This window comes from Spirosoma arcticum, from assembly GCF_054779955.1.
This window is the reverse complement of the sequence record NZ_BAAGXG010000006.1, coordinates 86,715-112,098: the sequence shown is the minus strand read 5'-3', so window position 1 is coordinate 112,098 and position 25,384 is coordinate 86,715. Positions and strand designations below refer to the sequence as shown.

The window sequence follows — 25,384 nt, the reverse complement described above, 5'->3', positions numbered from 1 at the left end:
TTCAATTAGGTATGTTTGCTTTGCCCATCTGCAAACAAAATTCCGGTCTCGTGCTTTTATCAGGAAAGGACGCCTTTGCATGATGGGCGGCCGTTCTCAACGGAAAAACAGCACAACAATGGAAGACAGGGAAAATTTGGATAATGTACGGTTAGATATTCAGTCGGTCGGTTTTACGCTGGACGACGATTTGCAGGCGTCGGTGTTAGACGCGCTGACCAAGCTACGGCGTTTTTACAAGGGCGATCTCATTACGGCCGAAGTATACATGAAACTGGAGCCGAATCAGCGCAGCAACGATAAGCACGTCGGCATCAAATATGGTGTGCCCGGCAACGACGCTTTTGCCGACGATAACGGCGACAATTGGTACACCCTGCTCAACAATGTGGCGTCCAAACTGCACCATCAGTTAGACAAGCGGTTCGGTAACCTGACCAGCAGCAACCGAGGCAACATTGATGAAATTGACCCGGCCAGTTTGGCTTAGCTTGACCCTATTCAGTACATACTAAACCGCCCGGCCAGTAATCACTGGCCGGGCGGTTTGGTGTAATGGCTATTTTTGACACCATGCCCAATGTTTGTCGGCTATCGCTAACTCAAGGCATTCCGACAAAAAGCTACGCATTTCTTTACTTCAGCAACCGCGTTTGAACCCCCTGGTATTTGGTATTCCAGTTCGACCGTGGCCGGGAAGGTGTATTTCTGCTCGCGCATCAGTTTCAGCACCGGGAGCAACGGCGTATCACCTTGTCCCCAGGGCAGATTACCTTTGCCGTGGTCGGCCGTTTGGCGGTCTTTGATGTGCATACTCGAAATGCGGTCATGTTTTTGCCGAATTAATGCCAGCGGATCGGGGTTGCCCGCAGCTACGTAATGCCCTAAATCGAAGTTCATGGCATTGCCCGGTGATTGAGACAGGGCCGTATCCCAGAAGGTTGGCGTTTGCTGTTCGTGCCCGTGATAACCCACCCTAATGCCCTGCTTTTGGGCTATTGTGCCTAATTTAAGGGTATGAGCATCATTGGCCGGATGTTCGAGCGTGACCTGATTGGCCCCCAGCGTTTTGGCTGCCCGCATACCATATTCGATCTCGGCGTCTGAACTCTGCATCCCAAACGCATCGGGCTTGAACCCATAAATCCGGACGCCCGCCTGATTGTACATTTTGCGCATCTGCTCGAACTTCGCCATCGGTGCTGATAGCCGCCATTTAGTGATCTCTTCCCGGTACGCTTTCATCTGCGCATCTGCGTCCGCCAACGTTTTCTTTTCGTCATCGGTCAACTCCTGCTTCTCGCGTCGCTTCCGCATCAGGGGAAACACAGTCCGCATATCAACCGAATTTTTTGGAGCACCTGCAAACGATTCAGCCGGGCCGCCCATCAACTCGATGGCACTGACTCCAGAATCCAGCACGTACTGTAAGGTAGCTTCGGCGCTTTGGTCGGGCATGTCCCGAAACGAGTAGGTAATGACCCCAATCTGTACCCCATCGATCAACGAGTTCGGTTTATCACCTACGCTACGGACGATGGCGGGTGCCCCAAAAAGCGGGTGGCTACCCACGAAGGCCCCCGATGCGAGAGCCGCCGTAGCTCCCAAAAACTGACGGCGTGTTGGCTGATTTTTCATGATTTCGCTGCTGTAGGTTTGATTGGATTATAGGAATACGAAGAACACTGATTAGTAAGCAAACACCTACGTTCAACTACCGCATTGACTGTAGACTTTGTCCGAATCAGCGGCTGACCAATTCTACATTTTGATGAATTGTTAAGGTTGCGACGATAATTTGTCTGTCAGCACGACAACGAAGTCACGCTCTTCGAGCAGTTGGAGCAATTCATCAATCTGACGGGCGAATACATTGATAAGCGCTTTTGTGCTAATATTTCCCGTTTTAACGACTACCAACTTAGGTGGTTGCCGACTCATCACGAAAGAATAGTAGAAATCAGCGTCTTTGGTAATAACAATACGCCCTTCCTCAATAGAGACTTGCCGTATATCCTGATCTGGCGTGTCGTTCTGCATCGGCAAGTCAAGCGTATGGATGGCGTCATGACCCCGTACAGGAAGAAGTGTTTGAGCGTTGGAATTGAGCGTCAATGATGAACTTCATACCGCTACGGCCAGGTTAGCACTCTTTACGCGAATTGTTTCAACCGCAAATTGCAGACAGGCCAGCAGGTCTTCGCGTTCCAAATCGGGAAACGTTTCCAGCAAATCGTCAATGGTATCACCCCCGGCTAAGTACTCCAGCATTGACTCGACCAGATACCGCTTGTTGCGAATAGTGGGTTTACCGTGCCCGACATGGGGGTTAAGCGTGATGCGAATTAGCAACGACTGTTCCATGATGACATTGGTTTTGGGTAAACATACTAAACGGTCTCCCTTAAATACAGCGAGACATAGCAAGTGAGTTTAACGAATTGCTACGAGCCGCTGGTTCACTTACCTGCTTTCTGAGCAGCCTGCTTCTTTTGCTTCGTAAGCGCAATCCTCTCGGCTAACTCGTCCTTAAGTTTGTTAACTTGATGCCGCAGGCTGGCGGTCTTGACCAACAACTTATCCGCTTTGGCTAATGCCTCCTGTTCCATTGCTTCGCCTTTACGGGCCGCTTCGTCAACCTTCAGCTCATTATTATTCGTCATCGCTATCCCGACTTAGATTCTCTATCCTAAATTTAGCGTGAGAAATATCTAATTCCAAGTCGTCAATCTTATCGGTTACCTTACGACTCATTAACTGATTCTAACACCTGCCTTTGTAATGAGTCACTCACCCAAAAGCCAGCATTCGACCTTAGCTGATTTAAAACAGGTCCTACTTGACTAATCAGTCCTTCGCGCTTGGCAGTAACCAGAATGCCTAACGTACCGATGACTACCAACCCAAGCGATTTAGCGACCGCACGACCTTTAAGTTCGTCAACGATAAGCAGACCAGCATTCATCTCGACGGCTAAGGCGATGGCTTCCGCTTCGCCGATGTCTAACTGCTGACGTAGCAGTAACGGGTATTCTCCCTGTCTAACACTGTGAACGGCTACCCACGGCTGATCTAAAAACTCGTCAACCTGCGTCCGATAACTAACCAAATTACGTAACTCATCTCTAACCGCTGTTGGAATACTAATCGACCCGTACAACTTTTGAAGCAAGTCAATGTGGCCAATAAGGAGCAGATTGCTCAACGTTGTCGTGTCGCTAACGACCACCATCGGGAGAGGTGACCTTTAGCCGCTCAATCGTTTGCAAGTCCTCTTCAAATGCGGCTTCGTCATAATTAACCAAAATCTGACGGCTACCCAGCAGGAGTTGAAAGTGAATTCGATCCATATCCGCCAGCCGGGCCGCCAGTCCCATCGACAGTTTTTGTTTTTGATACAGCAAAACTGCCAGTTCCATTTTAAGCTCTGCTTCGGTCATGTTGGCTTCTTGCAGAATATCGTCGGTTATAGTCATGGCTTGGGTCTGCGTATCTATCGTTAAAGATAAAAAAAATGGTTCAACCACTTCTTTGGCTTTGGCATTGGCAATGCACTTATCGACCGTCTCGCTGTGGGTAATGCAACCAGTCAACGTAGGCACCGTAACCGTAGAGTTACTCTTTGATATAGTTATCATAAAGTTCAAGAGGCCATACCAATTAGCCATCCAACGAATTGTTGGAATGGAAAATTTCCGGTCACCTCAGTCACTTTTCGTTTAAAACTAACGGCATCCACTCCGTTTTTGAGAAGACTGAAAATTTCTTGGTTATTCCCGTAATACTCTGACTTGACGCGTTTTAACTCGTCGACAGCTCCATTGATATATGTTCTTACCTCAATAAAACTTTCTTCGATTCTCTGTTCGGATAGTTCTACAAAGAAAAAGTCTTGCACCAAACGACCATTTGTTTGAAAAAATAGGATAGTAGGTAGCTTGATTGGGCGATCATATTGAATGTAACTCTTAATCATAGGGACAATCATATCGTTAGATTCTTCAACAGTGATTCCATACATACTTCTTTTCTCACCCCCTGTTGACTTCAGTAAATCTTCTCCGAAATTTTCCGCACGAGAAGGCAAATAAAATACTGTTAATAAATGGCCAGATATTTTGTCAAGAGAATTCCAGTAATCCCCGTCAGCTAAAACTTTGTTCAACTGAGGACTCATATGATTATGAATTATAAATGCAAATGCTAAAGCTCTCTGCTCATCTTTGTGATCATTGCAAATATCTATGATTACTTGATAAGCACTGTTATTTCTTAAGTCTTCTATCGATCCGTTTCTTAAAATTCTAATAGGTACCATACCACTAATGTATCAGGTGTTGAAACACAACTCCCGGCCATGTCAACCACAGCCGGGAGCTTGAAATTCTCGAATTCTCAATCTATTCAACTTCCGCAAGCCTCGCAATCGTCCTTGTTATCAATCGAGCAAGTCATGGCGGCATATTGCTGCTCCAAGTCGGTGACCATCGGCACGGGCACCGGACCCGCGCTGGTGGCGTGTTCCTTCGCGTACTGCACATAGTCGAGCGGTTTCTCGACGGGGGCGGTTTCGGACAGCACCGGCTGTAGCTGCGGTTCAGCTTGTGGCTCCACCGTAAACTGAATCGCGTCGGAAGCGGCTTTAGTGCGGAGGTAGTACATGCCCGTTTTCAGGCCCGCTTTCCAGGCGTAAAAGTGCATGGACGTTAGCTTGCCGAAGTTCGAGTCCTGAATGTGAATGTTCAGCGACTGCGACTGACAGATGTACGCGCCCCGGTCGGCGGCCATGTCGATGATGTGCTTCTGCTTGATCTCCCAAACCGTTTTATAAAGGTCTTTGATGTTCTGCGGAATGCCCGGAATCGCCTGCACCGAGCCGTTGGCCCGAATCAGGTTGTTCTTCATCGTGTCGTTCCACAGGCCCAGCTTTACGAGGTCTTTGAGCAGGTGCTTGTTCACGACCACAAACTCGCCCGACAGCACACGCCGGGTGTAGATATTGCTCGTGTATGGCTCAAAACACTCGTTGTTGCCCAGAATTTGCGACGTCGATGCGGTCGGCATGGGGGCCAGCAGCAGCGAGTTGCGTACACCGTGCTCCACCACGTCTTTACGCAGCGTTTCCCAATCCCAACGTCCCGACTTTGGTTTCACCGGCTGACCGTCGCGTTCCCACATGTCGAACTGGAAAATACCCTGCGAAATCGGTGAGCCCTTCCACGTCTCATACGGGCCGGATTCTTTAGCCTGCTCCATCGACGAGGTCATCGCCCCGAAGTAGATCGTCTCGAAAATATCTTCGTTCAACCGACGCGCTTCGTCCGACTCGAACGGCATCCGCAGCATAATAAACGCATCGGCCAGTCCCTGCACCCCAATGCCGATGGGCCGGTGGCGCATGTTGCTCCGGCGGGCCTCCTCAACGGGGTAGTAGTTGACGTCGATGATCTTGTTGAGGTTACGAGTCGCCGTCCGGGTCACTTCGTACAATTTCTGGTGATCGAACCGCAGCACCCCGTCCGTGCCGCGCGTCAGGAATTTGGGCAGGGCAATGGACGCGAGGTTACACACCGCCACTTCGTCGGGGGCGGTGTATTCGATGATCTCAGTACAGAGATTACTTGACTTGATGGTGCCGAGGTTTTTCTGGTTCGATTTCTTGTTGGCCGCATCTTTGAACAGCATATAGGGCGTGCCAGTCTCGGTCTGCGACTCCAGAATTTTGTACCATAATTCCTGCGCTTTGATGGTTTTGCGAGCACGACCTTCGCGTTCATAGCGCTCGTACAACGCTTCGAATTCGTCGCCGTGGCAGTCGGACAGGCCGGGGCACTCGTGCGGGCACATCAGCGACCAGACGTCGTTGTCCTCCACGCGCTTCATGAACAAATCGGGCGTCCAGAGGGCATAGAACAGATCGCGGGCGCGGCCTTCTTCTTTACCGGAGTTCTTTTTCAGGTCTAAGAAATCGAAAATATCGGCGTGCCACGGTTCCAAGTAAATGGCGAACGAACCTTTGCGCTTGCCACCGCCCTGATCGACGTAGCGGGCCGTGTCGTTGAAGACGCGCAGCATCGGCACAATCCCGTTCGAGGTGCCGTTGGTGCCTTTGATATACGTACCCGTCGCGCGGACGTTGTGAATGCTCAGGCCAATACCCCCCGCCGACTGCGAGATTTTGGCGGTTTGCTTCAGCGTGTCGTAGATGCCGTCGATAGAGTCGTCCTTCATCTGAATCAGGAAGCAACTCGACATTTGTGGCTTGGGCGTTCCGGCGTTGAACAGCGTCGGGGTGGCGTGGGTGAACCACTTTTCGGAGAGCAGATTATACGTTTCAATGGCCGCGTCAACGTCCTCCATGTGAATGCCGACGGCTACGCGCATGAGCATGTGCTGGGGGCGTTCGGCAATGCGGCCGTCTAACTTGAGCAGATACGACTTTTCGAGGGTTTTGTAGCCGAAATAATCGTAGCCGTAATCGCGGTCGTAGATGATGGTCGAGTCGAGCAGGGCCGCGTTATTGCGCACCACTTCGTACACTTCCTTAGCTATCAGGGACGCGTTTTCGCCGGTCTTTGGATCTTCGTAGGTGTACAGTCGTTTGATTGTGCTGGAGAACGACTTGTTGGTTTCTTTGTGCAGGTTCGAGATGGCGATTCGGGCGGCCAGGATGGCGTAGTCGGGGTGCGTAGTCGTCATCGAAGCGGCTGTCTCAGCGGCTAAGTTGTCAAGTTCGGTGGTCTTCACGCCGTCATACAAGCCGCTAACGACTTTCAGGGCGACCTGTACAGGCTGAACGTAGGCAGGGTCTAAGCCGTAGCATAATTTCTCGATTCGGGCGGTGATTTTGTCGAATTTAACCGACTCGTGGCGTCCGTCGCGTTTGATTACGTACATAATTGTCTGGGGTTTGTTAATATATAAAAAATGTTGAATAGAGTAAGCGCATACATCCCCTATAGCAAGGGTCAGGGTGAAAAAGGATGTCGAAGATGTTCTGAATTAGACGGAAAAGCAACCCCGAAGGTTCGGGGATTTTACTCATTCCCGGAAAAACAAAATGCTGTTAATAGATTACCGAATTGTTAAGCTGTCAGTCTTAGCGACTTACCAATATCCTATTACAGACATAGTCTTAAAAAATAAAAAAGAGCGATTTCAGGATCGATTCGCAGGAGCATGACTAACCGGGCGAACCTTGAGAGGAAGTGACTTCGTAGCGAAATCTATGGAAAAAGAAGAATAGTAACAAGTCAATATTACCTCATATTTAGTAAACGGCCCCACTTTATCTGATTGACAATCAGACCTGAAAAGAACGGGCAAAAATCCTTGTCAAACCAAAACCAACGCCGTACCTTTGCAATCCTTTTCGGACGGAAACCGAGAAGATGACAAGAAACTGAATAGCAGACCATGAAAAAAGGCATTCACCCGGACTACCGCGATGTGGTATTCCACGACCTGTCGAGCGACTATAAATTTCTGACGCGCTCCACGGTTCAGACCAAGGACACCATCGAGTACGAAGGCCAGACCTATCCACTCGTTAAAATCGAAGTAAGCTCGCAGTCGCACCCGTTCTACACGGGCAAGAACGTACTGCTCGATACGGCCGGTCGCGTGGACAAGTTCCGCAAGCGCTACGGCACAAAAGACAACGCCGTACCGACCTCGCAGTCGTAAGTTTACCAGCGTTTTTCTTTATAGAATCCCAGGAAAACGTCCCCAATCCGATAGCCGGATTGGGGACGTTTCTTTGTAACCCGCCCACTATCTTTACCCACATGGCTTTTATCCAAACCGACACCTTTACCCTGCGCGGCTACGAGTGCGACGCAACAGGACGGCTGAGTATTCCGGCCCTGATGAACCTGATGCAAGAGTCAGCAAACCGCAACGCAACCGAGTATGGCATCGGTATTACCGATCTGGCCAGCCAAGGTTTCGGGTGGATGCTGATGCGCTTCAACCTACGGATGCACCAGTACCCGCGCTACGGTCAATCCATCCGGTTGCTGACGTATCCGACCGTGGTGGAGAAATACTTTATTCACCGCGATTTTCGCGTACTGGCCGACGATAGTACACTGCTGGCCGATGCCGCCAGTACGTGGCTTGTTTTCAGCATGGAGAAACGGGCAATGGTGCCGCTGCCCGATTTCATCCACACGCTGTCGGTGCCGACGGGTATTGAACCATTATCCAAACTGCCGTCTAAACCTGACTTTCAAACCGTCAGTTGGCAAGCGACCGACGAGAAGCAGGTGGAAGTTAGCTGGTTTAGCATTGACCAGAATCAGCACGTTAACAACGTAGCTTACGTGCAGTGGCTCATCGAAGCGATGGATTCGGAAACGCTACGAACGCGGGAATTAGCCGAAATTGATTTAGTTTACCGGACCGAAAGCCACTGGCAAGACCAGCTTCGGGTACAATCAGTGCGGGAAGGACCGAACGCCTTTCTGCACCGGATTGTCCAGGGAGAACCTGATAAAGATGTGCTGCTGGCGCGGAGCCGGTGGCGAGATAGTTAACCAGTTGGTGAGTCGATGGGTTAGTCAGTTGTGAGTGCGATTCCCCGCACCGGCGTACCGACCGGGACTGACGCAAATCAACTCATCAACTCACTAACCCATCGACTCATCAACATACTAACTGACCGACTAATCAACTATGAATCAAACCCTCAACGCCGTATTGGCCGGGCTGATGCGCCGGTACAGCGAACGCGTCCCCGACGTACGGAACATCATCAATGCGATGCTCGACGCAGGCATTATCCAGTCGCCAAATGAGATAGAGAACGATCACATTGCGTTCCGAACGATGGGCGTCTCGAATCTCGGTTTGGCTTCGTTCGAGAAGATTTTCATGCATTACGGTTACGAGAAACGTGACCCGTTCAATTTCATTGAAAAGAAACTGACCGCTTACTGGTATAGTCCGCCAACCGGCGAAAATCTGCCCCGCATCTTCGCCAGCGAATTACGGGTAAACGAACTTTCTAACGAAGCGCAACGAATCATCCACAAGTACACGGATACGGTCACGGGCGACCCGGCCGATGCGCTGAATTTAGATGACGCTGACGCCGTTGACCAGTTCCTGCACCAACCCCTCTGGCAAACACCAACGCTGGCGGACTACCGGGTATTACTGGCCGAAAGCGAATACGCAGCTTGGGTGATCTACAACCGGTATTACCTCAATCACTTCACCATCAGCGTACACAACCTCAAGCCGGGGTATAACACCATTGACGAGTTTGTGGCGTTTCTGGAAAACCGGGGTTTCCGGCTCAACTCGGCGGGCGGCACCATCAAAGTCAGTCCGGACGGTGGCTTGCGGCAGGCCTCAACCGTGGCGCAGATGATCGACGCTAAGTTTGCCGGGGGCGACGTATTCCGCATTGCCGGGTCGTACGTAGAGTTTGCCGAACGGCGGGTGCTGCCCGAATTTCAGCAACTGCCCGCTCATCAGATTGAACGGCAACACCGGCGCGAAGGCTTCGAGACGGGCAACGCCGACAAAATTTTTGAGAGCACATTCACGACGCAGACGGGGAGATAGTATGTAGTTCTTGAGTGACTGAACCGGATGACCCTTGTCCCAAACAGCCTCCGGCTGTTTGAACCGAAGACTAAACGATACTCGTTCAATTGGCCTTCGGCTCAAACAGCCGGAGGCTGTTCAGGACAAATAACTAATCACAAACCGATATGAAAATCAACTACGCGCTCCTACTCACCGGATTACTTCTGTCCGGTGGCATCACCTTAGCGCAAAAAGCGGCTCCGGTGGGTCTCGAACTGTATAGTTTTCGCGACCAGTTTGCCAAGGACGTACCCAGCACGATGGCGAAAGTAAAGCAGATGGGATTCCGCGAGGTTGAAGTCGCGGGAACGTACGGACTGAGCACCGGCGATTTCCGCAAATTACTCGACCAGAACAACCTTAAAGCCATTGGAACGGGAGCCAGTTTTGAAGATTTAGACCGGAATGTGCCCAAAGTACTGGCCGAAGCAAAGGCGTTAGGTGCTAAGTACGTGGTCTGCTTCTGGATCCCTCACACGGGCGATGCGTTTACGATCCAGAACGCGGAACAGGCCGTCGACGTGTTTAACACGGCCGGTAGCCTGCTGGCTCAAAATGGTATTTCACTCTGCTACCACACCCATGGCTACGAATTTCAAACTTACAACGACGGTACGTTTTTTGATTACTTAGCGGAGAACTTCGACCCTAAATCCGTTAATTTCGAGATGGACGTGTTCTGGGTAAAATCACCCGGCTACGACCCGGTAGCGCTGTTGCAGAAATACCCCAAACGTTTCCCGCTCATGCACCTCAAAGACCGCAAGCCTGGTACGCCCGACAGCAACACCGGCAAAGCCGACGTGGAATCGAACGTGACACTCGGGCAGGGCGACGTGGGTATTGCGGCCATTATGAAACAAGCCAAAAAGTCGGGCGTAAAGCACTTCTTCATTGAAGATGAATCGTCGCGCTCGATGGAGCAGATGCCCCAAAGCTTAGTGTTTTTGTCGGGACTAAAATAAGACCGGGCTGGCGTTCCAGTGAAAGAGTGGCTGACGCATCTTCTTTCGCTCATTCGCTCTTTCACTCATTTGTCATAGTTCGCCCGAAACCGGTTCAAATCTGGCTTATTAGGGCGCTTTCGTCTGGATTCGTAATCATAAATGACGCGGCCGAGATTCCCCATAAACGGCAGGCCAATGGCGTCGTATTCGTATTTATCATCGTTGAAGATTCCATCAGCATTGACGTAGATTACCGCCGACAGCATAAACTCAATACCCTTCTCAAAATCGACGATATAGGCGTTGTCAATCAGGTAGCCATACGCATCGCCAACTTTATTGAAAATGCGGATGTTGCGCGGGAAAATGGTTTTCTGATCGCCCGTGAACAAAAATTTGCAGTAGCTGTCGTAATAGGTAGAGTCATAGCGGGGGTACGTTGTTTCACGAGGTAATTGCGAGAGGTACTGATACAGAAAACGATAATCGTCCGGGGTAAGGTTGAACCGTCGCCGGGCGGGGACCTCGTTGGGAAACAGCACGACTTTTAGCATCTCCTGCTGATCATCGAGCGCAAAATAGTTTTTCTCCGTAAAATCGAACGGTTGCCGAACCAGCGAATCACCCGCCCGGCCCCGCGTCATGTACCCCACCCCCCGCCGAATGCTACTGTCAGGCCTGGGGGTTTGCTCACACGTTTTCCCTGCTTGCTCATACTGAACCTTGCCAGCGCTGTCTAAGAGACGCACGGGGTTGGTCCGCCGATTCTGGTCGGTGGTCAACGGCACCGACAGCCGGTGAACAATGCGCAGATTGCGGTATCCTTTCGCGTAGAGCCGCTCGTTCATGTCGCACTGCCCCATAAGCTCGTAGAGCCGGTTGAACGCATCGTTATCACTCACCAACAATATTTTCTTTGCATAATGCGCGATGGATGGCAACCCATTTTGGGCCGTCGAATCACGGCTGACGGCAGTTTGTCCAGCCTCAGCCGAATCAGTGAGCATCGTCATGTTTCGATTAGGGCTTTCGCGGCCCGTTTTCAGCTCGTTCAGCTTTTCTAATGCCAACAGTACGGCGGGCAGTTTAACAGTACTGGCCGGGTAGAAATAGCGGTTTTTATCGACCCGGTAGCGATACGTCTTGAACGACGGCCGATTCTGAGGATCGCGGTTGATCTGGGTATACAGCACCTGCACATCGTATTTAGCCGGGTCGCGCAGGATTGGCCCGAACAGTTCGGGGCTTTTTTTGAGCAGGTCGCGGAGGAGTTTGTCGGTCTTTGGTTGAGCGAAAGAACTAAACACGGATACACAGAGGACAGCACAGAGCGCATAGACTACGTTTCTCTTACCCATGTTCTTTGGGTCTCTGCCGGTCCCACCTACCAGCCGATGCGGTTCAAAAAACGTACTCATAGACCGCGTTGGCTAAGGTTTGAATATCACTAAAGGTATGAAAAGCGCTGATTATAATGCGGGTATTGGCCCGGTCGGCAGGGGTTGGATAGGAGAACGAATACACAAAAATGCCCCGTTCCAGCAGGAAAAGATACAGGTCATTCTGCTCGGTGAAAAAGAGCGGGTAACCCGTGGCATGGCTGAACAGGCCCGTCGGCAGTAGCAATTTCTCGGCCAGCAGCAGGTTTTGCCGGAGCCGTTCACGGCCTTCGGCATAAAGCGCATCCGCTTTGGCGAACGCATCTAAATAGGCAGGCGGCATGGGCGAGCAGGCTCCAAAAAATGCTGTCTGGCGTAGCGCTTTCAGGGTATTGGCATCACCGAAGATCACCCCGCCGGGCAACCCCATTCCCTTCGCCAGCGACCCCGTCACAATCAGGTTGACGTTGGGTTTCGGCTCAATCTGCGGCCAGATTCCCTGTCCCCCATTCAACACGCCCAGCCCATGCGAATCGTCGATGATAAGCGTAATCGGCTGGTCATCGGACAATTTGCGAATCCAGTCGAAATCATAATAGTTGGAGTGAACCGCGTCAACGGAATTGATTAAAACAGCGTTTGGGCCGGTTGGCAGCATTTTGAATTTCCCGGACAAGTGCGCAGTCCAGTCGGCAAATGAACCCGTTGGCAGGTCAACAATCGGGCCTTCCCAAAGGGCCGGATGCGTACCGGGACCATAGATAAACGTCATCTGTTGCGCCCGCAAATAGTTAACAACCACCTGTCCCGCCAGCATCCCCGATGAGATCGTCAGCGCGTGGGGCGCACCCACCATTGCGGCTAATCTGGCTTCGGCTTCTTCGTAAATAGTCAGGCGCAGGTTGCCGTTGCGCGAACTCCCGTAGGTTGTCCCATAGCGGGCTACGCTCTCCATCAGCAACTGCTGAAAAGTCGGATGCTGTGGCAGGCCGAGGTAAGCCGTACCGCTGAAAAATAGGTATGGCCTACTCTCATGGCTAATGGTCCGGCTGGGTAAGTGGTCAATGGTGAACGGGTCGCTCTTTCGTTCTTTCACTCTTTCGCTTTTTAACTATTCATCTGTGCCCCGGTTCCGTTTTCGGGCGCGTACACAACGCGCCCGTTGTTGAAAGTAACGCCCGTGGCGGGGTCGTTGGCAATCAGCAGCGATCCGTCCAGATCGGCGTAGTCGAGCAGGGGCAGCAGTTGCGCAATGGCCGAAATGCCCACGCTCGACTCGGTCATGCACCCAACCATCACGCGCAGCCCAAGTTCGCGGGCGCGGGCAATCATCCGCCGGGCGGGCGTCAATCCGCCACACTTCATTAGCTTAATGTTGACACCGTGAAAATAGCCCGCGCACCGGTCTACGTCGTTCTCCGTAATGCAGCTCTCGTCGGCGATAATGGGGAGCGCACTTTGCTCATAAATGCGCTTCGCCCCGGCCCAATCGTCGGCGGGCAGGGGTTGCTCGATAAATTCAACGTCTAATTTCGCCAGTTCCGACGCGAAGCTAATCGTTTGGTCAGCCGTCCAGCCGCAGTTAGCATCCACCCGGAACACTGCGTTCGTATGCTGACGCATCGCCCGAACGGTCGCGATGTCGGTTTGCGGGCGACCGAGTTTGATTTTGTAGAGCGGCCACGGCCATTCCTGCATCTTGCCGATCATTCGGTCGGGCGTATCGAGACCAATAGTGTAATTGGTAATTGGATTGTTAGCTGTATTGAGGTTCCACAGTTTGTGCAACGGCTGTTGCTGCTGCTTCGCCCATAAATCCCAGACCGCCTGATCGAGCGCACAGAGCGCGAATGGATTTTGGGACAGGTGCGGCTGCATGTCCGCCCAGAATGCTTCAGGATCAGTCAGGTCGTGGGCTTCGATAAGTGACCGCACTGTTTCCAGAGCGGCCACCATACCGTCTATCGTAACGCCATAGTACGGAGTAGCCGTTGCTTCGCCGTACCCACGATATAGCTCGTTACGCAGTTCAACGATCAGCGTTGGCTGCACCTCGCGGCTGTCGTGGGCAATGGTAAAGGTGTGTTTCAGGCGAAGATCAACGCGGTGAAAACGTAGTTGCATGAGGCAAAGGTAGAAACGATGCAGCCTGTATGATGACGTTGTGCAAAGTTTAGGGTGACGCAGCAGACTGCAAAATACTCACCACGATTGCCTAAGCGGCACGTTCGTAATACGCTCGCTGTTGATCCTGACGTTACCAATGTGTCCAGTTTCACGCCCGTTTGCGCAGTTTAACCAACCGGAGCCCACCCCGCCCATGTCCCGGATCGTCACTACCCTTATTCGTCTGTTCCTGCTCGTTCTGGTGGTAGCGGGCCTGATTGCCATCTGGGAGCAGGTTCGCGGAAGCAATGCGTTAAGCCGTTTTCGGCGCGAGGACCCCGCGCAAGGCATTGTTTTGCGGGAAGTAAAGGCGCTGGGAAAACTCGAACTGGTTCGGTACACCTTCAAGGATATTGTCGAACATGAGCAGCTAAACACCTTTCTGCCCAACGCTAACGCCCTGTTGATTGTGGAAGGAGAAGCTACGGGCTGCATTGACCTGACCAAAATTTCGATGGCCGACATCACCACCACCGGCGACTCCGTTACGGTGCGGTTGCCTGATCCCGAACTTTGTAGCTGGAAAATCAACCACGACCGCTCCAGAGTGTACGATACGCGATTTGCGTTTTTAGACAACTCGCAGTTGGTCAGCGACGCCTACCGGCAGGCCGAACGTCAGATTCGGCAGTCGGCCCTGAGCGGGGGCATTTTGGAACAGACCCGCCAAAACGCTGACCGGATGTTGCGGCCCCTGCTGACGCGAATTTCGGGTCGGCGGGTGGGTCTGGTTTTTCGGCAATAAATTTGGCCTGATTTTAGTAACATCATTGCCCGTACGTCGTTTTTAACGAATCACGCTTATTTACGTCACGCTCATGAATGCAAATCTCCCATCCGTCACCAACGGCAACCTGCTGATCGCCGAGCCTTTCATGGGCGATACCAATTTTGAGCGTAGTGTGGTACTGGTTTGCGAACACAGCGATGCCGGTACGTTTGGGTTAGTGCTCAACCAACTGACGGACGTTCACCTAAGCGACGTTATCGACGAAATCCGCGCCGATCTGCCCCTGTTCGTGGGTGGTCCGGTGCAGCAAAACACCCTGCATTTTATTCACCGCCGACCCGACCTGATCGACAACTCGATTCGCATCCTCGACGGGCTGTACTGGAGTGGCGATTTTGAGCAGATCAAGCAGGCCGTCAATGTGGGAACGCTCACCGAGCGCGACGCCCGTTTTTTCATTGGCTATTCAGGCTGGAGTGAGGGCCAACTCGCCGACGAACTGACGCAGAAAGCCTGGATTGTTAGCCGTACCGACGCCGATTTTCTCTTCGACACGCCCACCGGCGAGTTTTGGCGCGGGGTTCTCAAACGCATGGGGGGCGAATACAAGTCCATTGCCCACTACCCCGTCGACCCACGCCTGAACTGACCATGATCCGGTGGGCGCATTCGTGGGGCAGGCCACATCTTAACTTTTTTTAACCAATTTTGTGGTTAATTCGGCAACGCCGACCTATGAATCAGCCGTTATAGGGTGGTCATCATTTCTTTCCATCCGTTTTCGTATGCACACGTATCGACTACTCTTTATTGCCTGTCTGTTAACCTCGTCTCTGCTCGTTCGGGCGCAAAGCAACAACCCCACTGGCGGGCATTTTGGTCTTAAAGTTGGGGGGGCACTCAGTTCGCTGAACGTTTCGGGCATCACGCCCAATATTCCGAAGCGAGGTTTAGAACCCCTTACCGGCGTCATGTACCGCTACCGCCTTCAACGCTTCGTAATTCAGCCGGAGGTGCTGTTTGCCGTTAAAGGGGGGTCGCTCCAAACCCAGCGCATCGGAACCTCTGATCGGAAAGACCGGGACACCCGGAAGAACAAGTATTACTACATTAGTGTGCCGGTGATGCTGGGCTACATCCCCACCGAGGGCCTGACGTTTCAGGCCGGGCCGGAGTTCAGCTACGCGATCAACGCGGGAAAACCGGGCGGCCCCGGTGCCAAAAACGACCTTGGCCTTGCCGTTGGAGCGCACTACGACTTCCTGGACATGCTCGACAAATTCAGTCTGCACGTCCGGTACATGCATGGTCTCACCAACGTGTCGCCGGAGCCGCTGGCTACCTACAAAAACCGGGCGTTGCAGGCATCAATTGTTTACAATTTGTATAAGAAAAAGAAAAAATGAGTTTTTGAGTTTGTGGTTTGTAGTTGGCTGACGCGAACACTGGATGCGTCAGCCAACTACAAACCACAAATTCAAAAACTACCTCTCCTATGCTCTCCCACTTCGGCATTATTCTGCTGTTTATCCTGGCCGCGTTTGCGTTCATCGGCGTCGTGCTGTTTGTGGCCCGATTGCTGCGCCCGCACCGCCCGAACGTCGAGAAAAACAGCACCTATGAGTCGGGGGAGGAGCCGGTGGGCAACGCCAATGTGCAGTTTAACATCCGGTTCTACGTAGTGGCGCTCGTGTTTGTGCTGTTCGACGTTGAGCTGGTGTTTCTGTTTCCGTGGGCTACGGTGTTCGGGCAAGAGCGGCTCATTCGCGAAACGGGCGGGCTGTGGGGCTGGTTCGCCCTGACCGAAGCCATTTTGTTCGTGGCGGTGCTGGCGCTGGGACTGGCCTACGTCTGGGCCAAAGGCTACCTCGACTGGGTAAGACCCCAACCGAAACTACCGACTATGGAGACAAAGGTGCCCCCCGCTTTATACCAGTCCGTAAACGACCGCTACCAGCGGTGAGACTGCTTATGCTACGTTGCCCGGTGCTGATAGTTACGCTGATTCTGTCCTGCTCCGCTACTGTAGCTGCTCAAAAGTTCTCAGTCGAAACCTACAAAGTACGGATCGTCACGCAGGCAGGAAATCGGTTCAGCGGGGTGCTTGACGATGTGACGGATCAGTATCTTTACGTAGAACACGCAAATCCAATACCCCAGAACCGTACCGCGAGATTTCCGCTCGCTGGTATCCGTAAAGTGACTGTTCGTTATAACCGACGCAAGAGTACCCTCGAAGGAGCAATTATTGGTGGCGGGCTTGCTGGTTTCGCAACGATTCGGTCCAGTAAGAAGAATGGGTTTCGTAGCCCAATTGTGTACGGCCTTAATTTAGCGATAGTCGTTGGTGCCGGAGCCGGAATAGGAGCGCTCATCGGGCGAAAAATTGGGCCAATCAGCCGCCGAATGATTCGACCCTTCGGACAAACACCCAACGAAAGGGCGGAAAGTCTGCGCCGTCAACTCCAACCGTTTACCTACGAATATCAGAATGACGTGCTGAACCGCGTGCCGCAATGAAACGTTGGCCTACCGTATCCATATTATACGCTTATGAACTCAGTCAGCGCATCTGACAAATCCGGTGAAGCCAGCGTCCTGTTGATGCGGTCTGAAGAACTCCTGAACTGGTCGCGGGAGAAATCGCTGTGGCCCATGAGCTTCGGGCTGGCTTGCTGCGCCATTGAGATGATGCAGGCCTTCGCGGCCAATTACGACCTGGAGCGGTTCGGCATTTTTCCACGCCCCTCTCCCCGGCAGTCCGACATCATGATCGTGTCCGGCACGGTGACTTACAAAATGGCCGACCGCATCCGGCGGCTCTACGAGCAGATGCCCGAACCGCGCTACGTGATTTCGATGGGGTCGTGTTCCAACTGCGGTGGCCCCTACTGGCAGCACGGCTACCATGTGGTAAAAGGCGTTGACCGCATCATCCCCGTCGACGTCTACGTGCCCGGATGTCCACCCCGCCCCGAAGCTCTGATCGACGGCTTTTTGAAGCTACAGGAAAAAATTCGGACCGAGCACCCGTTGCTGGGTAACAAAGAAGTTGTAGCTTCGGCCGATGACAAGCCCGATTTTGACAAGGCGTCGTCACCCTTCTGATGGCTATTCTGTCCGCTTCCTTTCGCCAAACGCTTGGCTTGCTTCGGCTCGTTGGGCTGCTCTACGGCATCACGCTCGTGCTGGTGCTGCTGGCCGCGTTGCCGCTTTATAATACGCTGAAGGTGGAGGACCAGAATTCACCGGCGTTTCTGAATTTGTTAACCGGTTTCGACTACACCGTTTTTTCGGACTTTATGCACCGCAGCGCACGGGCCATTAGTCCGCTGATGAGCGTGGGACGCTGGCTGGGTGTTCTGTACGTATTTCTGAGTGTGTTCGTGGCGGGTGGCATCCTGTCTCAGTTTGCGCAGTCGCCGGGGCTTCCCAGGGCCGTTCCGTTCCACATGACTACGTTCTGGGCTGCCTGTAGTCAGTACGCCGGTCGATTTCTACGGCTTTTCGGCGTTACGTTTCTCTTCGTGCTGGTTGGAGCGGGCATCTGGCTCGTTGCTGGTTCGCTGATCGGCACCCTACTCAGCGACACGCTGACTGAGCGGGGTCTGTTCTGGATCGGTCTGGTATTTTTCGGACTGTTCGTGCTGACGGCTACATTGCTGCTTTGCATTGGTGATTACGCCAAAGTGCTGATGTTTCGGGAAGATGAGCAGAACGCATTTCGGGCGTTTGGGCGGGCCGGGCGGCTCGTGTGGCGAAATCTGGGCGAAACCTACGGCCGCTACTGGCTGCTCATCGGAATCGGAACGGGCCTGTTCGGCATCTACTTTTTGGTCGATGACCTCATTACCATGCGCAACTGGCCCACAATCCTGATTATGCTCGTGGTGCAGCAGGCGTTGGTTTTCGCCCGCGTTGGCCTGAAAGTCTGGTCGCTGGGAACGGCTTATCAGGTCTATGAAACACTGCCCAAACCCGCGCCGGTTGCGCGAGTGACGCCAACATTTGAAACGCTGCCCACGTCTGAAGGCGTGAGCTGATATAGATCGCCGGTTAATCAGCCGGTATCAGTTCAGGATCTGTATCAGCCCTGTTCTCAAGCGATTCACGGTCACGTCTGTATCAGCCCACGCCTTCAGACGTGGGTTTCGTATTATTGTACTGTTTCCTTTAATTTGTCACATGGCCGTCCCTACCCTTTCTTCGTCCGAACCGCAAACAGCGCCGACCGGCTTGTTTAGCTTACCCGTGATCGTGGCCGCGCTCGGTTACTTTGTCGACATCTACGACCTGCTGCTCTTCGGCATTGTCCGGGTGCCGAGTCTCAAAGACCTCGGCCTCTCGCCCGATCAGATCTCGACGGTTGGCACCTCCATCATGAACTGGCAAATGGGCGGTCTGCTCATTGGTGGCGTGCTGTGGGGAATTTTGGGCGACAAACGCGGACGGCTGTCGGTACTGTTTGGCAGCATCATTACCTACTCCATTGCCAACATCGCCTGTGGGTTCGTCAGCCACGTAACCTTCATGGAACCAACGACGTACTACGCCCTGATGCGGTTCGTGGCGGGCATTGGGCTGGCGGGCGAACTGGGGGCGGGCATAACGCTCGTGAGCGAAGTACTGCCGAAGGAGAAACGCGCCATTGGTACGTCGCTGGTGGCGGGCGTTGGTCTATTCGGGGCCGTAGTGGCTTATTTTACCGTCAAACTCTTCGATTGGCAAACGGCGTTTTTCGTGGGTGGCGGATTAGGATTCGGCCTGTTGCTATTGCGGGTGGGCGTGGTTGAATCGGGCATGTTCAAAAACGTAACTGAGCAAACGGGCGTCAGCCGGGGTAATTTCTTCTCGTTCTTCACCAACGCCGACCGGTTTAGCCGCTACATCAAATGCATCGGCATCGGTCTGCCTACATGGTTCGTCATTGGCATTCTGGCAACGTTCAGCAATGAATTTGGCAAAGCACTGGGTATCGCCGAGGAAATTCAGCCGGGGCTGGCTATCATGTGGTGCTACGTTGGGCTGGCCGTGGGTGACCTCGCCAGCGGGTTCATCAGTCAAGCGCTGGAATCACGCAAAAAGGGCGTGGCACTGCTCATGGGCATTGCCCTGCTATTCAGCTTAGTTTATCTGTTCGTCGGCATCACGAGCGCAACGATGCTCTACGGACTGTGCTTAGCCATGGGGGTTGGCATCGGTTACTGGGCCATGTTTGTGACCATCGGGGCCGAGCAGTTCGGCACCAACATCCGCGCCACGGCCGCTACCACCGTTCCGAACATGGTGCGGGGCTTAGTCATTCCGATGACACTCTCGTACCAGGCCCTGAAACCATCCGTGGATATCGTCAACGCCGGAGCCATAGTAGGCTTGGTCTGCTTCGCCATCGGCTTTTATTCCATTCTGACCATTCCCGAAACGCACGGCAAAGACCTGGATTACTTAGAAGAATGAATTTGTAGTTTTTGGGTTTGTGGTTTGTAGTTGGCTGACGCGAACACTGGATGCGTCAGCCAACTACAAACCACAAACCCAAAAACTACAAACTCCATAACTCTTCACCGGTACAATGTCAGCTTTCCAACCAGTTTGTTCACCACTTTTTTGTCACCGTACAAACCCACGCCTAAATACACCAACTCATCATTGGCAACATCGGCTAACTGCTGCCGGTAGTCCTCGAATGTCCGGGCCGTTTGTGCTGGCTCCGATACGTTTGTAACAAGTAAACCGGCGTTTCGCGCACTGTCAGCAATTGCTTTAATCGCCGTGCGATCAGCTTTTAAGATGGGCATGGGCAACCACGACAATCCCAAATGCATCACACCAGAACCATCCGGTAAGCCCTCAGCAATCATGTAGGGCAGTTTATTACCCAGCGTTGCTCCCAGCAATGCACCGGTGTTAATTGCCAAACCAACCGGCAAGTCATCCGCAATGATAAAAGCCATTTTGACAAACTCCTGCATGTTAATTTCCATCCGAATATCAGCCCGGGCGTAGGGTGTTTCAACGCGGGGCACTTCCCGAAACCCCACGCGCTCGTACATCGTCAGGGCAGGTGTCAGCACCCGGTTGGATTCGAGCCAGACGGTTTTAACGCCGAGTTGCCGGGCATAATCGATAGCTGCTAAGCACAGTTTTTTACCAATACCCTGACCCTGAACGTTTGGAGAAACAGCCATTTTAGCCAGTTCAAAACCGGTTGCGCCCATATTAACCATCGCCACGCAGCCAACAACTTCACCATCGATCAGGGCAAAAAAAATCTGTCCGTCGTTAGGTAAAACGTGCGTTTCGGGCTGGTCAAGTTGTTCGAGGTCGTGCTGTTCAACAGTAAAAAACTGTGAAATCCATTCGACGTTCAGGCGTTTAAAATCGGGTTGGTAGCGGGGTTTGTAGGGAATTATGGATACGTCGTTCATTAGAATTGGGTTTATAGTTTGTGGTCTGTGAGTTTGTAGTTGCTGACGCATGAACCACAAACTCACAAACCACAAACTTTTATCACTTATTTAACTGATGCTGAACACGGTCGAAGAAACTCCGCTCGGCTAATTGCGCTTCCATTTCGCCGAGCGACAGTAGCAGATTGTGCGTCTGGTGGGCCATCATTTCCCGGTTAACCACGATGAACGCATCCCAAAGCGGTTGCAGGGTAGGCAGCATTGCCTGTCCGGTTTCGCTTAACGTCAGCAATCGCTTCCGACCATCCTGTTCCGATTTGGCCGAGACAATCAACTCCCGCTTCTCGAGTTCGTTGATAACCTGGATTACCGCCGGATGCGAAATACCTAATCGGTCGGCAATTTCCATGACGGCCACCGGCCCCTGCCGGGCAATAAGTACGAAAATGGTAGCCCAGCGGACATCAAAGTCTACCCCAAACTGCCGATACATTGCCGTGACGCCTTGCCAGTAGGTGTCACTTAGTCGCCGGAGCCGACTGGCAAGGGCCAGTTCGGCCATTTCAGCCATAAAATCCATAAACAGGTAAGTTATTACGTAAGTACTTACATAGTTAAGACAAAAATTAATACGCTCGTCACAGCACACACTATTTTTTATGAACGCCTGCTCAGTAAACTCTTACAATTTGAATAGGCATTTTTGCCGGAGTTCCGTAGTTTTGTACTTTACTAAGAAATCAAGTTGGCTTATGCGCTTTTATCCGGTAAGCGTAGGCCAATACATCTAAAAGCTATCGAATGCAAACTTCCACGTACGTCCCCTACAAGGTTAAAGACATTGCCCTCGCTGAGTGGGGCCGCAAAGAAATTCGGCTCGCCGAAGCGGAAATGCCGGGTCTGATGGCACTCCGCGCCGAGTTTGGCCCTCAACAGCCGCTTAAAGGTGCCCGCGTGGCCGGTTGTCTGCACATGACTATTCAAACGGCGGTGCTTATCGAAACGCTTGTTGAATTGGGTGCCGACGTAACCTGGTCGTCGTGTAACATTTTCTCGACGCAGGACCACGCTGCTGCCGCCATTGCTGCCGCCGGAATTCCGGTGTACGCCTGGAAAGGCATGACCGAAGAAGAATTCAACTGGTGCATTGAGCAAACGCTGTTCTTCGGCGAAGACCGCCAGCCGCTCAACATGATTCTGGACGACGGTGGCGACCTGACCAACATGGTGTTTGACACGTATCCTGAACTGATTCAGAACATCCGGGGCCTGTCGGAAGAGACGACGACGGGCGTTCATCGCCTGTATGAGCGCATGAAAAACGGCACCTTACACCTACCCGCCATTAATGTCAACGATTCAGTAACAAAATCGAAATTCGACAACAAATATGGTTGCCGCGAGTCGCTGGTCGACGCCATTCGCCGGGCAACGGACCTGATGCTGGCGGGAAAGGTAGCCGTTGTAGCGGGCTACGGCGACGTGGGCAAAGGCTCAGCCGAGTCGCTGCGGGGAGCGGGGTGCCGGGTGCTGGTAACGGAAATTGACCCGATCTGCGCGTTGCAGGCGGCCATGGACGGCTTCGAGGTGATTCCGATGGATGAGGCCGTACTCCGTGCGCAGATCTTCGTGACTGCAACGGGTAACGTCCGCATTATCAAAGACCGACACTTCCGGGCCATGAAAGATAAAGCGATTGTCTGCAACATCGGCCACTTCGACAATGAGATTGACATGGCATGGCTGAACGAGAACTACGGCCACAGCAAGAGTCAGATCAAACCGCAGGTGGACATGTACGAAATTGACGGCAAAGAAATCATCGTGCTGGCCGAAGGGCGGTTAGTGAACCTCGGCTGCGCCATGGGCCACCCCTCGTTCGTGATGTCGTGTTCGTTTGCCAACCAGACCTTGGCGCAACTCGAACTATGGGCCAACTCGGACAAGTACGAAAACAAAGTGTACGTACTGCCCAAGAAGTTAGACGAAAAAGTAGCGGCCATGCACTTAGCCCACGTGGGTGCCCGGCTTGAACCGCTGGAGCAGGAACAGGCCGACTACATCGGCGTAACGGTCGAAGGGCCGTTTAAATCAGAGATGTACCGGTATTGATAAATGTAAGATGTATGATATATAGCGCGGCTCCCTAAAACGGAGCCGCGCTTTTTGTTATAGTTATTGGTATTGAACAGCCAAACGGCTCGATCATAATCTTTCCATTAAATTTGACCACCCGAAAGTGCTCTCTGTAAAATTCGCTCCTATCTCTACCGGTCCGCCGGTGCGGTTTAAATGACTAATTTCCTATCCCTCGCCGACGTCGCTGACCTCGACGCCCTGATTCAGTCCGGCCGCGACGCCAAAGCCAATCCCTTCGCCGATCAGCACCTCGGTAAAAACAAAACCATCGGTCTGATTTTCTTCAATTCCAGCCTGCGCACTCGGCTGAGTACCCAGAAAGCGGCCCAGAACCTCGGTCTGAACGTGATGATGATGAATGTTGGTCAGGATAGCTGGGGACTGGAAATGGAAGAAGGCGTGTTGATGAACGGCGACAAAGCTGAACACGTCCGCGAAGCAGCCGCTGTCATTGGCCGCTACTGCGATATCATTGGTATCCGTGCGTTTGCCGAACTCAAAGACCGTGACCTGGACTACCGGGAGCAGGTTATGCATCAGTTCGCTAAGTACGCAGCCCGGGAACGCCGTCCGGTCCCTATCGTTAACCTCGAATCAGCGACGCGTCACCCGCTTCAGTCGTTGGCGGACTGCATCACTATTGACGAAGCGAAAACGGTACTGTCCGGCGCTCCGGGTCGGCCAAAAGTGGTGCTGACGTGGTTGCCGCATTTTAAGCCGTTGCCGCAGGCCGTAGCCAACTCGTTTTGCGAGTGGATGAACGCCCGCGCCAGTTCGGGCCATGTAGAATTCGTTGTGACTCACCCCGAAGGCTACGAACTTGCGCCCGAATTCATCGGCAACGCCCGCGTGATTTATGACCGGAACGAAGCTTTTGACGGAGCCGACTTTATCTACGGCAAAAACTGGTCGTCCTACAGAGAGTATGGTCAGGTGTTGACGCAGGACCCGGCCTGGGCCGTCACGATGGATGATATGGACCGGACCAATACCGGTAAGTTTATGCACTGCCTGCCCGTTCGGCGCAACCTGAAAGTATCCGACGCCGTCCTCGACAGCCCACAATCGCTGGTCATTGAGCAGGCCGCTAACCGGGAATGGTCAGCGCAGGCAGTGTTGAAAGAAATCCTGAAAAATTTGTAACCGCACCGGCGGACCGGCAGGGGAAGATGAATAACCTCACCATTATCAAAATCGGCGGCAACGTCATCGACAACCCGGCCTCGTTGAACCGTTTTCTCACGGCCTTCGCCCAACTGCCGGGCAGTAAAATCCTCATTCATGGCGGGGGGAAAATTGCGACGCAGGTGGCCGAAAAGCTGGGTATACCAACGACGATGGTCGATGGTCGGCGCATTACCGACCAACCCATGCTCGACGTGGTGACGATGGTGTACGGCGGCCTAGTAAATAAGCAGATCGTGGCTAAACTTCAGGCACTGACTGTCAATGCTATTGGCATGACCGGTGCCGATGCCAGTACGGTGCTGGCTCACAAGCGACCCGTCGGCGACATTGATTATGGGATGGTGGGCGACATTGACGAAGTTGATTCGGGGCAGATTCAGTCTTTTCTACGGCAGGCATTAACGCCCGTTTTCGCGCCCATTACGTACAGCCGGGCGGGAGACCTCCTGAACACCAACGCCGACACGATGGCCTCAGCCATTGCGGTCGATATGACACACCACAATGAGGTGACGCTGATCTACTGTTTTGAGAAGAAGGGGGTTCTATCCGACCCAGCCAACGACGACAGTGTCATTAGCCAACTGACACCTGCCCTCTACGCTGAACAAAAATCGGCTGGCACCATTAATAAAGGCATGATTCCAAAGTTAGACAATGCGTTCACTGCACTCAGCAACGGCGTTTCGCGGGTCATTATATGCCATGCCGATGAAGTGACGGCTGCCGTAGCCCAAGGGGCTGGAACAATGCTGGCGCTGTAATGCGGACTTCACGCGTGAGTAAAGTCATAAAAAAACGGGCTGAAGCCCGTATTACGCCTACTGT

The 25,384-nt window shown here is 52.8% G+C and carries 29 protein-coding genes; 16 read left to right on the top strand and 13 right to left on the bottom strand.

Annotated elements, in window-relative coordinates; all coding sequences use genetic code 11:
- The first annotated feature begins 118 nt into the window (after positions 1 to 118).
- Positions 119 to 490 carry an HPF/RaiA family ribosome-associated protein gene (locus tag ACYVHB_RS14945; protein WP_461052559.1) on the top strand — a complete coding sequence of 124 codons (372 nt, stop codon included), beginning with the start codon at positions 119 to 121 and terminating at the stop codon, positions 488 to 490.
- A gap of 107 nt (positions 491 to 597) precedes the next feature.
- Here ACYVHB_RS14945 and ACYVHB_RS14940 read toward each other — a convergent pair whose 3' ends face one another.
- From ACYVHB_RS14940 to ACYVHB_RS14905, 8 genes are all read right to left on the bottom strand, one after another.
- Positions 598 to 1,638, bottom strand: coding sequence for a sugar phosphate isomerase/epimerase family protein (locus tag ACYVHB_RS14940; protein ID WP_461052558.1), 1,041 nt, complete (start codon positions 1,636 to 1,638; stop codon positions 598 to 600).
- Between the two features lie 141 nt (positions 1,639 to 1,779).
- Positions 1,780 to 2,040 (bottom strand): DUF5615 family PIN-like protein, encoded by a 261-nt coding sequence (locus tag ACYVHB_RS14935; RefSeq protein ID WP_461052557.1) that lies wholly within the window; start codon positions 2,038 to 2,040, stop codon positions 1,780 to 1,782.
- An 84-nt stretch (positions 2,041 to 2,124) separates the two neighbouring features.
- The gene (locus ACYVHB_RS14930; RefSeq protein ID WP_461052556.1) at positions 2,125 to 2,364 is read right to left on the bottom strand and encodes a DUF433 domain-containing protein; all 240 of its coding nucleotides are present in this window, start codon (positions 2,362 to 2,364) and stop codon (positions 2,125 to 2,127) included.
- A 95-nt stretch (positions 2,365 to 2,459) separates the two neighbouring features.
- On the bottom strand, positions 2,460 to 2,663 hold the full coding sequence (locus ACYVHB_RS14925) for a hypothetical protein (RefSeq protein WP_461052555.1): 204 nt from the start codon (positions 2,661 to 2,663) through the stop codon (positions 2,460 to 2,462).
- Between the two features lie 80 nt (positions 2,664 to 2,743).
- Complete coding sequence (locus ACYVHB_RS14920) at positions 2,744 to 3,232, bottom strand: DUF3368 domain-containing protein (protein ID WP_461052554.1); 489 nt, start codon at positions 3,230 to 3,232, stop codon at positions 2,744 to 2,746.
- Positions 3,219 to 3,638: a UPF0175 family protein gene (locus ACYVHB_RS14915; protein ID WP_461052553.1), complete on the bottom strand. Its 420-nt coding sequence runs from the start codon at positions 3,636 to 3,638 to the stop codon at positions 3,219 to 3,221. Before ACYVHB_RS14915 ends, ACYVHB_RS14920 begins: the two co-directional genes overlap by 14 nt.
- Positions 3,639 to 3,643: 5 nt before the next feature.
- Positions 3,644 to 4,318 carry a hypothetical protein gene (locus ACYVHB_RS14910; RefSeq protein ID WP_461052552.1) on the bottom strand — a complete coding sequence of 225 codons (675 nt, stop codon included), beginning with the start codon at positions 4,316 to 4,318 and terminating at the stop codon, positions 3,644 to 3,646.
- Positions 4,319 to 4,404: 86 nt separating this feature from the next.
- Positions 4,405 to 6,897, bottom strand: coding sequence for a ribonucleoside-diphosphate reductase subunit alpha (locus ACYVHB_RS14905; RefSeq protein WP_461052551.1), 2,493 nt, complete (start codon positions 6,895 to 6,897; stop codon positions 4,405 to 4,407).
- A gap of 519 nt (positions 6,898 to 7,416) precedes the next feature.
- Here ACYVHB_RS14905 and ACYVHB_RS14900 point away from each other — a divergent pair.
- The 4 genes from ACYVHB_RS14900 to ACYVHB_RS14885 all read left to right on the top strand — a co-directional run bounded on the left by ACYVHB_RS14900 (position 7,417) and on the right by ACYVHB_RS14885 (position 10,562).
- Positions 7,417 to 7,686, top strand: coding sequence for a type B 50S ribosomal protein L31 (locus ACYVHB_RS14900; protein ID WP_461052550.1), 270 nt, complete (start codon positions 7,417 to 7,419; stop codon positions 7,684 to 7,686).
- Between the two features lie 101 nt (positions 7,687 to 7,787).
- On the top strand, positions 7,788 to 8,537 hold the full coding sequence (locus ACYVHB_RS14895; protein WP_461052549.1) for an acyl-[acyl-carrier-protein] thioesterase: 750 nt from the start codon (positions 7,788 to 7,790) through the stop codon (positions 8,535 to 8,537).
- Between the two features lie 139 nt (positions 8,538 to 8,676).
- Complete coding sequence (locus tag ACYVHB_RS14890) at positions 8,677 to 9,573, top strand: 2-oxoadipate dioxygenase/decarboxylase family protein (RefSeq protein ID WP_461052548.1); 897 nt, start codon at positions 8,677 to 8,679, stop codon at positions 9,571 to 9,573.
- 149 nt (positions 9,574 to 9,722) lie between these two features.
- Entirely contained in the window at positions 9,723 to 10,562 is an 840-nt protein-coding gene (locus ACYVHB_RS14885) for a sugar phosphate isomerase/epimerase family protein (RefSeq protein ID WP_461052547.1), read from the top strand.
- Between the two features lie 65 nt (positions 10,563 to 10,627).
- Here ACYVHB_RS14885 and ACYVHB_RS14880 read toward each other — a convergent pair whose 3' ends face one another.
- Genes ACYVHB_RS14880 through ACYVHB_RS14870 form a run of 3 tightly spaced genes read right to left on the bottom strand, consistent with a single transcriptional unit; the run spans position 10,628 to position 14,047 of the window.
- On the bottom strand, positions 10,628 to 11,962 hold the full coding sequence (locus ACYVHB_RS14880; RefSeq protein ID WP_461052546.1) for a serine hydrolase: 1,335 nt from the start codon (positions 11,960 to 11,962) through the stop codon (positions 10,628 to 10,630).
- Positions 11,946 to 13,019, bottom strand: coding sequence for an aminotransferase class I/II-fold pyridoxal phosphate-dependent enzyme (locus tag ACYVHB_RS14875; protein WP_461052545.1), 1,074 nt, complete (start codon positions 13,017 to 13,019; stop codon positions 11,946 to 11,948). Before ACYVHB_RS14875 ends, ACYVHB_RS14880 begins: the two co-directional genes overlap by 17 nt.
- 11 nt (positions 13,020 to 13,030) lie before the next feature.
- Positions 13,031 to 14,047 carry a dipeptide epimerase gene (locus tag ACYVHB_RS14870; RefSeq protein WP_461052544.1) on the bottom strand — a complete coding sequence of 339 codons (1,017 nt, stop codon included), beginning with the start codon at positions 14,045 to 14,047 and terminating at the stop codon, positions 13,031 to 13,033.
- A gap of 196 nt (positions 14,048 to 14,243) precedes the next feature.
- On the opposite strand from ACYVHB_RS14870, the gene ACYVHB_RS14865 reads away from it, so the two are divergent.
- From ACYVHB_RS14865 to ACYVHB_RS14830, 8 genes are all read left to right on the top strand, one after another.
- Positions 14,244 to 14,834 carry a DUF4230 domain-containing protein gene (locus ACYVHB_RS14865; RefSeq protein ID WP_461052917.1) on the top strand — a complete coding sequence of 197 codons (591 nt, stop codon included), beginning with the start codon at positions 14,244 to 14,246 and terminating at the stop codon, positions 14,832 to 14,834.
- A 73-nt stretch (positions 14,835 to 14,907) separates the two neighbouring features.
- Positions 14,908 to 15,468, top strand: a complete 561-nt coding sequence (locus tag ACYVHB_RS14860) for a YqgE/AlgH family protein (protein ID WP_461052543.1) — start codon at positions 14,908 to 14,910, stop codon at positions 15,466 to 15,468.
- A 136-nt stretch (positions 15,469 to 15,604) separates the two neighbouring features.
- Positions 15,605 to 16,225, top strand: coding sequence for a porin family protein (locus ACYVHB_RS14855; RefSeq protein WP_461052542.1), 621 nt, complete (start codon positions 15,605 to 15,607; stop codon positions 16,223 to 16,225).
- A gap of 89 nt (positions 16,226 to 16,314) precedes the next feature.
- A complete protein-coding gene (locus ACYVHB_RS14850; RefSeq protein WP_461052541.1) occupies positions 16,315 to 16,782 on the top strand; it encodes an NADH-quinone oxidoreductase subunit A in 468 nt (155 codons plus the stop codon).
- Between the two features lie 8 nt (positions 16,783 to 16,790).
- A complete protein-coding gene (locus ACYVHB_RS14845) occupies positions 16,791 to 17,339 on the top strand; it encodes a hypothetical protein (RefSeq protein WP_461052540.1) in 549 nt (182 codons plus the stop codon).
- A 33-nt stretch (positions 17,340 to 17,372) separates the two neighbouring features.
- Complete coding sequence (locus ACYVHB_RS14840; RefSeq protein ID WP_461052539.1) at positions 17,373 to 17,927, top strand: NADH-quinone oxidoreductase subunit B; 555 nt, start codon at positions 17,373 to 17,375, stop codon at positions 17,925 to 17,927.
- Positions 17,927 to 18,862 carry a hypothetical protein gene (locus tag ACYVHB_RS14835; RefSeq protein WP_461052538.1) on the top strand — a complete coding sequence of 312 codons (936 nt, stop codon included), beginning with the start codon at positions 17,927 to 17,929 and terminating at the stop codon, positions 18,860 to 18,862. The genes ACYVHB_RS14840 and ACYVHB_RS14835 overlap by 1 nt, the downstream gene beginning before the upstream one ends.
- A gap of 142 nt (positions 18,863 to 19,004) precedes the next feature.
- Complete coding sequence (locus tag ACYVHB_RS14830; RefSeq protein WP_461052537.1) at positions 19,005 to 20,276, top strand: MFS transporter; 1,272 nt, start codon at positions 19,005 to 19,007, stop codon at positions 20,274 to 20,276.
- A 104-nt stretch (positions 20,277 to 20,380) separates the two neighbouring features.
- Here ACYVHB_RS14830 and ACYVHB_RS14825 read toward each other — a convergent pair whose 3' ends face one another.
- On the bottom strand, positions 20,381 to 21,247 hold the full coding sequence (locus ACYVHB_RS14825) for a GNAT family N-acetyltransferase (protein ID WP_461052536.1): 867 nt from the start codon (positions 21,245 to 21,247) through the stop codon (positions 20,381 to 20,383).
- A gap of 82 nt (positions 21,248 to 21,329) precedes the next feature.
- On the bottom strand, positions 21,330 to 21,809 hold the full coding sequence (locus ACYVHB_RS14820) for a MarR family winged helix-turn-helix transcriptional regulator (RefSeq protein ID WP_461052535.1): 480 nt from the start codon (positions 21,807 to 21,809) through the stop codon (positions 21,330 to 21,332).
- Positions 21,810 to 22,030: 221 nt separating this feature from the next.
- Here ACYVHB_RS14820 and ahcY point away from each other — a divergent pair, with 221 nt between their 5' ends.
- From ahcY to argB, 3 genes are all read left to right on the top strand, one after another.
- A complete protein-coding gene (ahcY, locus tag ACYVHB_RS14815) occupies positions 22,031 to 23,341 on the top strand; it encodes an adenosylhomocysteinase (RefSeq protein WP_461052534.1) in 1,311 nt (436 codons plus the stop codon).
- A gap of 180 nt (positions 23,342 to 23,521) precedes the next feature.
- Complete coding sequence (locus ACYVHB_RS14810; protein ID WP_461052533.1) at positions 23,522 to 24,511, top strand: Rossmann-fold NAD(P)-binding domain-containing protein; 990 nt, start codon at positions 23,522 to 23,524, stop codon at positions 24,509 to 24,511.
- A gap of 26 nt (positions 24,512 to 24,537) precedes the next feature.
- A complete protein-coding gene (argB, locus tag ACYVHB_RS14805; protein ID WP_461052532.1) occupies positions 24,538 to 25,320 on the top strand; it encodes an acetylglutamate kinase in 783 nt (260 codons plus the stop codon).
- Positions 25,321 to 25,384 lie beyond the last annotated feature (64 nt).